The 11873-nt window shown below is 69.1% G+C and carries 11 protein-coding genes; 8 read left to right on the forward strand and 3 right to left on the reverse strand.

What is annotated here, in order from left to right; translation table 11 throughout:
• Positions 1–58 precede the first annotated feature (58 nt).
• Complete coding sequence (locus AORI_RS76930) at positions 59–1321, forward strand: ABC transporter substrate-binding protein (protein ID WP_016337457.1); 1263 nt, start codon at positions 59–61, stop codon at positions 1319–1321.
• Here AORI_RS76930 and AORI_RS76935 read toward each other — a convergent pair.
• Positions 1290–1739, reverse strand: a complete 450-nt coding sequence (locus AORI_RS76935; RefSeq protein ID WP_043848409.1) for a hypothetical protein — start codon at positions 1737–1739, stop codon at positions 1290–1292. The two genes, AORI_RS76930 and AORI_RS76935, sit on opposite strands and share 32 nt — an antisense overlap.
• 58 nt (positions 1740–1797) lie before the next feature.
• Between AORI_RS76935 and AORI_RS76940 the strand changes: the two genes are divergently transcribed.
• Positions 1798–2397: a TetR/AcrR family transcriptional regulator C-terminal domain-containing protein gene (locus AORI_RS76940; protein ID WP_016337459.1), complete on the forward strand. Its 600-nt coding sequence runs from the start codon at positions 1798–1800 to the stop codon at positions 2395–2397.
• An 87-nt stretch (positions 2398–2484) separates the two neighbouring features.
• Here AORI_RS76940 and AORI_RS76945 read toward each other — a convergent pair whose 3' ends face one another.
• Positions 2485–2919, reverse strand: a complete 435-nt coding sequence (locus AORI_RS76945) for a hypothetical protein (RefSeq protein ID WP_016337460.1) — start codon at positions 2917–2919, stop codon at positions 2485–2487.
• 175 nt (positions 2920–3094) lie between these two features.
• Here AORI_RS76945 and AORI_RS76950 point away from each other — a divergent pair, with 175 nt between their 5' ends.
• The 4 genes from AORI_RS76950 to AORI_RS76965 all read left to right on the forward strand — a co-directional run bounded on the left by AORI_RS76950 (position 3095) and on the right by AORI_RS76965 (position 8058).
• The gene (locus AORI_RS76950; protein ID WP_016337461.1) at positions 3095–4816 is read left to right on the forward strand and encodes a TIGR03767 family metallophosphoesterase; all 1722 of its coding nucleotides are present in this window, start codon (positions 3095–3097) and stop codon (positions 4814–4816) included.
• Between the two features lie 125 nt (positions 4817–4941).
• The gene (locus tag AORI_RS76955) at positions 4942–6207 is read left to right on the forward strand and encodes a C39 family peptidase (RefSeq protein ID WP_016337462.1); all 1266 of its coding nucleotides are present in this window, start codon (positions 4942–4944) and stop codon (positions 6205–6207) included.
• Positions 6208–6340: 133 nt separating this feature from the next.
• Positions 6341–7435, forward strand: coding sequence for an S-(hydroxymethyl)mycothiol dehydrogenase (locus AORI_RS76960; RefSeq protein WP_043849192.1), 1095 nt, complete (start codon positions 6341–6343; stop codon positions 7433–7435).
• On the forward strand, positions 7429–8058 hold the full coding sequence (locus AORI_RS76965; RefSeq protein ID WP_043848410.1) for a gamma-glutamylcyclotransferase family protein: 630 nt from the start codon (positions 7429–7431) through the stop codon (positions 8056–8058). The genes AORI_RS76960 and AORI_RS76965 overlap by 7 nt, the downstream gene beginning before the upstream one ends.
• Here AORI_RS76965 and AORI_RS76970 read toward each other — a convergent pair.
• Positions 8036–9655 carry an FAD-binding oxidoreductase gene (locus AORI_RS76970; RefSeq protein WP_081809747.1) on the reverse strand — a complete coding sequence of 540 codons (1620 nt, stop codon included), beginning with the start codon at positions 9653–9655 and terminating at the stop codon, positions 8036–8038. The two genes, AORI_RS76965 and AORI_RS76970, sit on opposite strands and share 23 nt — an antisense overlap.
• Before the next feature lie 97 nt (positions 9656–9752).
• Between AORI_RS76970 and AORI_RS76975 the strand changes: the two genes are divergently transcribed.
• Together AORI_RS76975 and AORI_RS76980 are read left to right on the forward strand one after the other, a co-directional pair.
• The gene (locus AORI_RS76975) at positions 9753–10316 is read left to right on the forward strand and encodes a TetR/AcrR family transcriptional regulator (protein ID WP_016337466.1); all 564 of its coding nucleotides are present in this window, start codon (positions 9753–9755) and stop codon (positions 10314–10316) included.
• Positions 10313–11854 carry a glycerol-3-phosphate dehydrogenase/oxidase gene (locus tag AORI_RS76980; RefSeq protein ID WP_016337467.1) on the forward strand — a complete coding sequence of 514 codons (1542 nt, stop codon included), beginning with the start codon at positions 10313–10315 and terminating at the stop codon, positions 11852–11854. Before AORI_RS76975 ends, AORI_RS76980 begins: the two co-directional genes overlap by 4 nt.
• The last annotated feature ends 19 nt before the right edge of the window (positions 11855–11873 follow it).

Here is an 11873-nt window from a genome sequence, read left to right on the forward strand (position 1 = left end):
TTGAGGGACGCTGGTCCCTGAAGATGGCCTTCACGGCGTTCGGCGAAGGGTTTTGTTGGTGCGCAAGACAAGCAGGCGGGCGTTCCTGGCACTGGCGGGGACGACGATACTCTCCGCCTGCGGGTCCAACACCGTCCAAAGAGGAAGCCCGCCGCCCTCGACCGCCTACTCCGCCGGGGTGACCAGGCCGAAACCGAAACCGGTGGATCTCGCGCAGTGGTACCACCCGTATCCCGAGGCGGGGGTGCAGGAAGCCGTCACGCGTTACGCGGCCGCGTACCAGAAGTCCAAGGTCGCGGTGCAGTGGAATCCCGACGACTACGAAACGAAACTGAACGCCGCGCTGCAGGCGGGCCCGGTGCCGGACGTCTTCGAAGGACAGGTCACCGTCGAGCGGGTCCGGCAGGGCCTTCTCGTCCCGCTGGACGACGTCGTCGGGCCCGTACGCGGGGACTTCAACCCCTCGGTGCTCGCGGCGCAGTCCGTCGACGGCAAGCTTTACGGCATTCCGCAGTCGCTCGACACACAGGTCCTCTTCTACCGCAAGAGTTTCCTGCAGGAGGCCGGGGTTCAGCCGCCGCAGACGCTCGACGAACTCGTCGACGCGGCGAAGAAGCTCTCCAAGGACGGCGTCAAAGGACTTTTCGCCGGCAACGACGCGGGCGCGGCGGCGCTCGCCGGGCCGCTGGTGTGGTCGGCCGGGCTCGACCACGTCAAGGACGGGAAGTCCGTCGGCTTCGACGATCCGCGCACCGCCACGGCGTTCGCGAAACTCCACGAGCTCAACGGTTCGCTGCTGCTGGGCGCCGCGACGGACTGGCCGGATCCGCTCCCGTTCATCGACGGGCTCACCGCCATGCAGTGGACCTGGCTGTGGAACCTGCCGAAGATCCAGGACACCTTGAAAGACGACTTCGGTGTCCTGGCCTTCCCCCGGCTCGACGCGGCGGGCGCGCCGTCCGTCCCGGTCGGCGGGCTGAGCTCGATGGTGCACGCCAAGAGCCTGAACCCCAACGCCGCCAAGGATTTCGTCAAATGGCTGTGGCTGGAGCGGGTCGACTTCCAGCAGGAGTTCGCCACCAAGTTCGGCTTCCATCTGCCCGCTCGGCTGAGCGTGCTCGACAAGGTCACCGCGGCGGGCGACGCCGCGAAGCTGGTCAAGGAGAACGGCCGCGCCACCGGTCCACTGTGGACACCGGCGGCGAACACCGCGCTCGTCGACGCGCTGGGCCGGATCGCCCGTGACGGCGCCGACCCGGCCACCGAGACCAAAGCCGCCGTCGAGGCCGTCAAAGCCGAGCTGGGTCGCCTTTCCGCCTGAACGACCGCACATAAGCGGTGATCAGCACGATCGACAGGATCACCGCGCCACCGTCGGTGACCAGGGACGGGAGCACGCCCGGCCAGCCGTGTTCGGCGATCGCCGCCCGGTGCACCTCGAACGGCACGACGTACACGCCGAAGGCCTGGGCGACGTTGACCGCGAGCACCGGCCAGAACAGCCGACGCCACCCGAACCACACCAACAGCCCCAGCGCGTTGCCGACGATGAAGACGTTCCCCACCAGCCGCAACGCGCTCAGGTACGCGGGCGCGCCGGCGGTGTCCGCGCCCTTGAGCCGCATGCTCGCCTCGATCAGGCCCAGATCGATGATCAGGTAGTTCTGCACCGCCGTGCCGAGCACGAAGACGATCGAGCACAGCACCGTGACCAGGCGGATCTTCGGTGTCCAGAGCATCACTTCCCCCGTTCTCTATCAGTGATAGAGACAAATCTATCACTGATAGAGTCCGCGAGTGGCACGCAAAGGCTCGCTCGACCTCGCCAAGATCACCGAGGCGGCCGTCGAACTGCTCGACGAGGCCGGCCTCCCGGAGCTGACGACCCGGCGGCTGGCGGCGAAGCTCGGCGTCAGCTCACCGACGCTGTACTGGCACGTGAAGGACAAGGCGGAACTGCTGGACCTCGTCGCCGAAGCGATCTGCGCCGACGCCTTCGAGATCGATCGATCACTGCCGTGGCGCGATCAGCTCGCGAGCGGGCTCCGCCAGTTCCGCGCCCTGCTGCTGCGGCATCGGGACGCGGCCGCGCTGCTGCGCGAGCGGCCGCCGGCCGGGCCGCACCGGCTGGGCCATATCGAGACGACCGCGCGGATCCTGCTGGAGGCGGGCTTCTCCGAAGAGGACACCGCGGGGATTTCGCGACTGCTCACGGCGCATGTCCTGGCGTCGGTCGAAACGCTCCCCGCGCGGGAGCCGGACGAAGGGTTCCTCGCCCGGCTCGAGGCGTATCCGCATGTCGGCAGGCTGGGTCCGGCTTTCGCGGCGCAGAGCGGCGAGGAGCTGTTCGAGCTGGGTGTCGAGGTGATTCTCGACGGGCTCGCGACACGGCTGTAGTGGGTCGCGATTCGGGTCAAGGCCAACGTCGTGAGTGGCGTTTCGGGTTAGAACCCGAATCGCCACTCACGACCACCTGGACCGGCCCTAGTCGCCGGACACACCCCAGATCGCCAGCTCGACGGCGACGTCGTTCTCGTAGAGCAGCGCGCAGTTCGCGCTCCAGCGCGGCCGACGCTCGTACGGCAACCGCCCCGCCTTGTCGAGCTCGTCGAAGTCGGCCACGGACGGCTCCTCGGTGCCGAACGCGGCGACGAGTTCGGCGTCGGTCAGCGGCCGGATCGTGCCGAAGTCGTCCTCACCCGTGGCGCTGATGAACTCGTGGACGTCGAGCACGGAATGGGTCCCGGACTCCTGGACGCTCTCCACCTCGTACAGCTCGTCGATCGAGTCCGGGCGGCCGAGTTCGTCCTCTTCCCAGAGGTAGTCGCCCTCTTCGAAGACACGCGCCTTCATCGCGTCCAGCGCCGCTTCCGGGTCGCCGTCGAACCGGCCGCGGACGGACCAAGCCGAAGCACCCACCTGGCCACCTCCTCGCTCGTCGAGCGGCCAGCGTAACCAGCCCGCTTGGCTACTTGCGTATTCGGCCGAACGTGACAAATTTTCGCATTACCCTTTTCTGGCGTTCACCCCACGGCTAACGTCGTCCGGCATCGTCCTTCCGCGATACCCACCCGCGACGACTGGGGGCACCGCCATGTCCGTCATCTCCAGGCGCACCTTCACCGCGGCGGGCGCCGCCGGCGTCGGCCTGCTGCTGTGCACACCGACCGCCAACGCGCTCGACCGCGCGCTGGCGCGCACCGCGTCCCGCGCGGTCCGCACCGCGGGCACCACACTGGAGGCCGCGGCGGCCCCGCGGACCAGCGGTCCCGGCTACACGCGGCTGACCGCGGGCCCCGGCTGGCCGCTCGTGGTCCGCGGCGACCTCGCCGCGCCGAAGTCCGGCCGCGACGACCGGCGCCGCGCGATGGCGTCCTTCGCGCAGTTCACCGACCTGCACTTCACCGACGCCGAAAGCCCGGCGCGCTTCGAGTACCTGCACCCGTTCGTCGGCTCGGCGCACCGGCCGCAGGAGACCCTCGGCCCGGTCGCGACGACGGCGCTGGTCGAACGCGTGAACAGCCTGAAGACGGGCCCGTTCACCGGGCGGGCGATCGACTTCATGGTCACCACCGGCGACAACACCGACAACCACGAGCTGATCGAGCTCGAATGGTTCCTCAAGGTGCTCAACGGCGGCACGGTGAACCCGACCTCGGGCGACCCGAACGTGCACGAGGGTGTCCAGACGTCCGGGTCCTCGCACTACTGGAACCCCGGCAAGCCGCTCGACGACGCGTACACGAAGAAGGGCTTCCCGCAGCTGCCCGGCCTGCTCGGCGCGGCGTCGAACACTTTCACCTCGCCCGGCCTCGACGTCCCGTGGTTCTGCACCTTCGGCAACCACGACGACAGCATCGTCGGCACGGTGCCGGATCTGCCGGGGATGGACGCCTGGTACACCGGCCGCTTCAAGGTCATCGGCAAGGACGAGACGACGTCGCGGAAGCTCGCCAACGCGATCGGGTCCGGCTCCGGCGTGCCGATCACCGAGCTGTTCGGCGGCTCCGGCACGATCCGCGAGATCACCCCGGACGAGCGGCGGCGGCCGTTCAGCACCGCGGAGTTCGTCCAGCACCACCTCGACTCCGCCAACACCGGCCCCGGCCCGGTGGGCCACGGGTTCAGCGGGAACAACGCCGACGGGCGGAACGTGTACTACACCTTCCGCATCGCGCCGGGGATCACCGGCATCAGCCTCGACACCACGACGATGGCCGGGCTGGCCGACGGGTCGATCGGGCTCGGGCAGTTCACCTGGGTGGAGAACACGCTCAAGCGCAACAGCTCGACGTACTACGACTTCTTCGGGCGCAAGGTCACGCAGAACGTGACCGACGAGCTGTTCATCCTGTTCAGCCACCACACCAGCGACACCATGGGCAACGTGCTGCCGGACGCGCGGCATCCGCTGGAGATCCGGCTCAACGGCGACACGTTCGTCTCGCTGCTGCACCGGTTCCCGAACGTGCTGGCGTGGGTCAACGGGCACACGCACCACAACAAGATCACCCCGCACGTCGGCAAGACCGCGAAACAGGGCTTCTGGGAGATCAACACCGCCTCGCACATCGATTTCCCGCAGCACGCGCGGATCATCGAGGTCGCCGACAACGCGGACGGCACGTTGTCGCTGTTCACGACGTTGATCGAGGCGGAAGCGCCGTACGAGGCTTCGTACTCGGACACCTCGACGCAAGCGCTTGCGTCGCTGTACCGGGAGTTCTCGTACAACGACATCCACGCCTCGCTGGGCGCGGTCGGGACGGCCCAGGATCAGAACACGGAGCTGCTGCTGCCCCACCCGCTCGCCTGATTCCCCCGCGTGCCGGTCGCGAAAGCGACACAGACTCGGGCCGTCTTGCAGGCAACTGTTTACATACCTCGCGTGACCCGCGAAAATCCCTTCCCTACTGGGTGGAATCGAGGGATGGAGCCGGGATGCGCAGACGAGGGCTGGTCACGCTGCTGACGATCGCGACGATGACCGCGGTGACGGCACAGACGGCGGAGGCGGGTCCCGGCCGTCCGGACGACGAGTCGATCGACTACCACGAATGGTCCGGTCACCCCGGCTTCCGCGACGGCAGGCTCGAAGGGCTCGGCATCGACCACGGCGCCCTGCGCATCGATCGCCCGATCGGCACGATCGAGCACACCGAACCCACCCTCGGCACCACTAAGACCTACGAATACGGCCAATGGACGTCGCGGAGCCACACCCACGGCTTCGACGCCTCCCAGCTGGTCGCCTCGTGGAACGCGAAGACGCCGGCCAAGACCTGGGTCAAGGTGGAGGCGAAGGGCCGCACCGCGTCGGGCACCGAGACCTCCTGGTACGTGATGGGCCGCTGGGCCAGCGGGGACGCCGACATCAAGCGCACCAGCGTCGACGGCCAGAGCGACGCCAACGCCGCGGTCGACGTCGACACGCTGGTCATGAAGGCGGGTGTGGCGCTCCGCTCGTACCAGCTCCGCGTCAGCCTGTACCGCGAAGCCGGTTCCCGCGCCACGCCGTCGGTGACGTCGGTCGGCGCGATGACATCGCTGGTCCCGGACCGCTTCGAGGTCCAGGCGACGAAACCGGGCCGCGCCACCGGGATCGAGCTCAAGGTGCCAGCCTACGCGCAGAACCTCCACAAAGGACAGTTCCCGGAGTACGGCGGCGGCGGCGAGAACTGGTGCAGCCCGACGTCCACCGAAATGGTCGCCGAATACTGGGGCAAACGGCCCAAGCCCGAAGACATGAAGTGGATCCCGGAGGGTTACGTCGACCCGACCGTCGCGTACGCCGCCCGCTACACGTTCGACTACGCCTACGACGGAACCGGCAACTGGCCGTTCAACACCGCGTACGCCGCTTCACTCGGACTGCGTGGGCACATCACCCGTTTGCACTCCTTGAACGAACTCGAGAAGTACATCGCGCGCGGCATCCCGGTGATCACGTCGCAGTCGTTCAAGGCCGAGGAACTCGACGGCGCGGGCTACGGCACGGCCGGGCACATCATGGTCGTCGTCGGCTTCACGAAGGACGGTGACGTGATCGCGAACGACCCCGCCGCGAGCAGCAACGACCGGGTCCGAAATGTCTACAAACGACACCAGTTCGAAACGATTTGGCAGCGCACCAAGCGGTACAACACGAATGGCGGAGTTTCGAGCGGTCCCGGCGGCATCGCTTACATCATCACGCCCGGACACTGAATCGGTTCCCCACCCGAGCGGATGTCGCGACGTGGCCTGCATCCATGGCAGGCTGCGTGGATCGATATCGCGCGCGCCAGCGCGTCCGTTGAGGGCGGTGGCGGGGGCATGGATGGACTACTCGGAGGTGGGCATGCCGTACGAGGTCCAAGGCGTCGTTTCCCGCGCCAAGGGTGAACCGGTCTCGCTGGAGTCCGTGACGGTGCCCGATCCCGGGCCCGGCGAGGCCGTCGTCTCGGTCAAGGCGTGCGGTGTCTGCCATACCGACCTGCACTACCGCGAAGGCGGGATCAACGACGAGTTCCCGTTCCTTCTCGGCCACGAGGCCGCGGGATTCGTGGAAGCCGTAGGCGACGGCGTGACCGGCCTCGAACCCGGCGACTACGTGATCCTGAACTGGCGCGCGGTCTGTGGCACCTGCCGCGCCTGCCGCCGGGGCAGGCCCTGGTACTGCTTCTCCACGTTCAACGCCGCCCGGCCGATGACCCTGGCCGACGGCACCGCCTTGTCGCCCGCGCTCGGCGTCGGGGCGTTCCTCGAAAAGACGCTCGTCCACAGTGGACAATGCACGAAGGTCGACCCCGCCGCCGAGCCCGCCGTCGCCGGACTGCTCGGCTGCGGGGTGATGGCCGGCCTCGGTGCCGCGTTGAACACCGGCGCGGTGAGCCGCGGCGATTCCGTCGCGGTCATCGGCTGCGGCGGTGTCGGTGACGCCGCGATCGCGGGGGCGAACCTGGCCGGCGCGAAGACCATCGTCGCCGTCGACACCGACGACCGGAAACTCGCGTGGGCCGGGGATTTCGGCGCCACGCACACGCTGAACAGCAAGGGACTGAGCGAAGACCAGGTCGTCGAGGCGATCCGGGAGTACACCGATTCGTTCGGCGCGGACGTCGTGATCGACGCGGTCGGCAGGCCCGAAACCTGGCGGCAGGCGTTCTACGGGCGCGACCTGGCGGGCACGGTGGTGCTCGTCGGCGTCCCGACCCCGGACATGCGGCTGGATCTGCCGCTGATCGACTTCTTCTCGCGTGGCGGCTCGCTCAAGTCTTCGTGGTACGGCGATTGCCTGCCCTCGCGCGACTTCCCGATGCTGATCGACCTCTACCTCCAGGGCAGGCTCCCGCTCGACAAGTTCGTCACCGAGCGGATCGCCCTCGACGGTGTCGAGCAGGCCTTCGGGCGCATGCACGACGGAGACGTCCTCCGCAGCGTGGTGACGTGGTGAAACTCTTCACCGACGCCGATTTCCCGGCCGATCCGTATCCGGGAGCGCGGCCGGGGCATTCGTTCGTCCACTTCGACGGTGCCGGGCACAGCCTCGACACCGCACCGGAGGGCTGGCGCGAACGCCAAGCCGTACTCGCCTACGGCTCGAATGCTTGCCCGTCCAAGATCACCTGGTTGCGGGAGAACATGGGCTTGGAGGGCCCGGTCGTCGTCTGCCACGCGCGCTGCACCGATCTCGCCGCGGTCTGGGCGTCCGGCCTGCGGTTCCGGGACGGGCAGCGCCCCGCGACGCTGGCCGCCGCCCCTGGCGTCGTCGAGGAGCACGCCGTCTGGTTCGCGACCCCCGAACAGCTGGCCGTGCTCGACAAATGCGAGGGCAACGGCATGCGCTACAACCTGGTGCGGCTGACCGCCCCGGCCATCACCCTCGACGACGGCACCGTGCTCGACGACGTGGTGGCGTACGTCGGCGCTGCGGACATCCGCCTGCCGATCCTGGTGGACGGCAGGCATATCCGCGTCGCCGACCTCGAACAGCGCCGGGCCGCGGCGCTGGACGGGATCCCCGCCGAAACACACGGTCTGGACTGCACGCTGATCAGACCAGCTTCCCGGGATTGAGGATCCCGCCCGGGTCGACGGCCTTCTTCGCCGCTCGCAACACTTCGACGCCGATCTCGCCGATCTCCGCCGCCAGATAGCGGGCGTGGTCGACACCGACGGCGTGGTGATGCGAGATCGTGCCGATGCCGGTGATCGCCTCCGAGGCCGCCGCCTTCGCCCGCTGCCATTGGGCGATCGGGTCGGCCTCGTCGCGCGGCGTGAGCACGGTGAAGTACAGCGACGCGCCCGTTTCGTAGGCGTGCGAGACGTGGCACATGATGATGGCGTTGCCGAGGGTCGCGGTGAGCGCGGCGCGGACGGCGTCCCGCAGGTCACCCAGTTCGTTCCAGTACGCGGCGGTTTCCAGGGTTTCGACGCAGACCCCGTTGTCCATCAAGGCGTCCCGCTGCCGAGGACCGGAGAACCGGCCGCGGCGCCAGGATTCCCCGAGCGCGGCCCCGATCCGGACGGCGCCGAACTCCTTCAGTACGCCGGTGGTCTCCTGCCGTCGCCGGGCGACCTCGCGTTTCGACGCGCCTTCCCAGCCGACGATCAGCAGGCACGGCGCGTGCACTCCCCGCGCCTTGAGATACCGGCGCAGCGCCTTGGTCTTCACACTGTCGTTGAGCGCGAGCGAAACCTCGCTTTCGTCCACATCGGACAGTCGCGTCACGTCCGCGAGCACGTGCCGCTGGGCGAGTTCGCGGACCGCGTCGGTGCCCTTCTCCCAGCCGTCGAGGACGAAACCCTCATAACGGCGCACTTCCGGCACCGGCCGGACGCGGAGAGCGACCTCGGTGATCACGCCGAGCGCGCCTTCGCTGCCGATGGCGAGATGCCGCAGGTCCGGCCCCGCGGCCGAAGCCGGCGCGACGCCGAGTTTCCATTCCCCGCGCGGGGTCGCGAGCCGCACCCCCTTGACCATGTCCTCGAACCGGCCGTAGCCCGACGAGGCCTGCCCTGCGGACCGGGTCGCGGCGAAGCCGCCGATGGTGGCACGTTCGTAGGACTGCGGCACGTGCCCGAGGGTGAAACCGTGCGCGGCGAGCAGCCGATCGGCCTCCGGGCCGGTGACCCCCGCCTGCAGGACCGCGATCCGGGAAACGGGATCGACCGAGACCAGTTCATCGAGCCGGGTGAGGTCGAGCGCGATCACCGAGGTCTTGTCACCGCGCAGTGCGGCGACCCCGCCGACCACCGACGTCCCGCCGCCGAACGGGACGACGCCGACGTCGTGCCGTGCGCAGATTTCCAGCACCGACTGGACTTCGGCGGGATTCTCCGGCAGGACGACGGCGTCCGGCACCGGAAAATCACCGAACCCCCGTCGCCGTATCAAGTCCAGATAGGACAGACCACTGGCCCGCGCGAGCCGTTCCCCCGGCGCCGTCAGGACGTGCTCGGCGCCGACGAGCTCTTCGAGGTCTCGCTTGGGCCGTTCGTCCAGCACCGGTTCGGGAACGGACAGCGCCGAATCGGGCGCGAAGGGCGCCGCGGAGCCCAACGGGCCGATACGCTGGACGAGCCACCTCAAGGCCTTGGCCGGAAGGTGGGCGGCGTCACCGGCCTCGGGCGTCCAGGATCGTCTTAACCGGTGGTCAATAAGCTCGGTCACGACTACAGTGTTACATATGGACGTAAAACGTCACTCACCTGCGGAAACAGGCGTTTCGGCGCTGGCGGACACCCGATCCCGCCAGGCCTCGACACGTGTGTCCGACGACGTTCTGCTCGACGCCGCGAAGAAGTGCGTGCTCGCCGTCGGGGTGCGGCGGACCACCCTCGCCGAGATCGCCCGGACGGCCAAGGTCAGCCGCATGACCGTCTACCGCCGGTTCCCGGACGTGCGCAGTGTGCTCGCGACCCTCATGACCCGTGAGTTCGGCAGCCTGTTGCAGGGCGCCGCGGAACCCGAGGTCGAGCCCGCCCACTTCCGCGAGAAGCTCGTCCAGAGCTCTTCCGCCGCCGTCGCCGCGCTGTCGGGCGACCCGCTGTTCCGCACCCTGCTGGACCTCGATTCGGAACTGGTCCTGCCCTACATCGTCGAACGGTTCGGGAAGACCCAGCGCTTCGCCGAAGGCGTGATCCTGCACCTGTTGAAGTCCGGCCACGAGGACGGCTCGATCCGCAAGGGTGATCCGGCCTCGCAGGCTCGCACGCTGCTGCTGCTCATCCAGTCCTTCGCGTTCTCGTACCGTCCCGCCATCGCGGACGTGGACGAGAAGAAGCTGATGGCGGAATTCGCCAACGTGCTCGACGCGGCGCTGCGCCCGTGACGCCGGGCTCGCTCAACGCCCTGCGACGCGACCGGGAACTCACGGCGCTGGCCGGTGGCGAGCGGGTCGATCTGGTGGTGGTCGGCGGCGGTGTCACCGGCACCGGCATCGCGTTGGACGCGGCCGCGCGCGGGCTCTCGGTCGCCTTGATCGAAGCGTACGACCTGGCGTACGGGACATCGCGCTGGTCCAGCAAGCTGGTCCACGGCGGGCTCCGGTATCTCGCCAAGGGCGATCTGGCGCTGGCACACGAAAGCGCCGTCGAACGCGGCATCCTGATGACCCGCACCGCCCCGCATCTCACCAGGGCGATCCCGCAGCTGTTCCCCATGTACCGCAAGACCTCCCGCGGCCAGCAGGCCTTCATCATGACCGGTCTCGTGGCCGGCGACGGCCTTCGCCGCGCGGCCGGAACTCCCGCGTCGGTACTGCCCCGCCCGAGGTCGATCCCGGCCGCGGAGGCGCTGGCGCTCGCGCCCGGCCTGTCCCCGCGAGGCCTGCGCGGGGCGCTGCTGGCCTACGACGGCGCGCTGACCGACGACGCGCGCCTGGTGGTGAGCCTCGCCCGCACAGCCGCGGCACGCGGCGCGAAGATCCTGACGAGGGTCGAGGCGCTCCGGCTCGACGCGGAATCGGTGCTGGCCAGGGACAGGCTCACCGGGCAGGAAATCGAGATCCACGCCCGTCAGGTGATCAACGCGACAGGTGTCTGGGCGGGCGAACTGGCGGAGTCGGTCCGGCTGCGGCCCTCGCGCGGATCGCATCTCATCCTGGCCTCAGGAGCGGCGCGGATCGGCGCGACTTCGGTCAACGTGCCCGTCCCCGGCGAGAACAATCGCTTCGTCTTCCTGCTGCCGCAACCGGACGGCCGGGTGTTCGTCGGGGTGACCGACGAACCGATCGACGGCCCGGTGCCGCGGGTGCCGACCGTGCCGGAGTCCGATGTGGACTTCCTGCTCGAAGTGGCGTCGACGGCGTTCACCCGCCCGCTGACTCGCGCCGATGTCGCGGGCTCGTTCGCCGGGCTGCGGCCGTTGGTCGAAGGCGGTGGTGGTCGCAGTGCGGATCTCTCGCGCAAGCACGCGGTGGTGACCGGTGCCGATGGCGTGCTCACCGTCGTCGGCGGCAAGCTGACGACGTACCGGAAGATGGCCGAGGACGCCGTCGACGCCGCACTGAAGCGGTCCGGGCTGCTCGCCGGGCCGTCGACCACGTCCCGGCTTCCGCTGCTCGGCGCGACCCCGCGCGATCGTCTGTCCACTGTGGACGCGCCGCCTCGGCTGGTCGCGAAGTACGGCACCGAAGCGCCGCGGGTGGCGGCACTCGGCGAGGTCGACCCGGAACTGGGGCTGCCCCTGTGCGACGGGAGCGACATCAGCGCGGCGGAGGTCGTCTGGGCCGTGCGGCACGAAGGCGCTCTCGACGTCGAGGACATCCTGGAGCGCCGCACCCGGCTCGGCCTGGTCGCCCCCGACGCCGCGGCAGCCCACGCCCGCGTCCAGGAGCTTGTCGACAAGTCGCTCGCCGGCCTCGCCTGACCCTCCCGCTTTGTTCGAG

Origin of the sequence: Amycolatopsis keratiniphila, from assembly GCF_000400635.2 — a bacterium.
In the GTDB taxonomy this organism is placed as follows: domain Bacteria; phylum Actinomycetota; class Actinomycetes; order Mycobacteriales; family Pseudonocardiaceae; genus Amycolatopsis; species Amycolatopsis keratiniphila.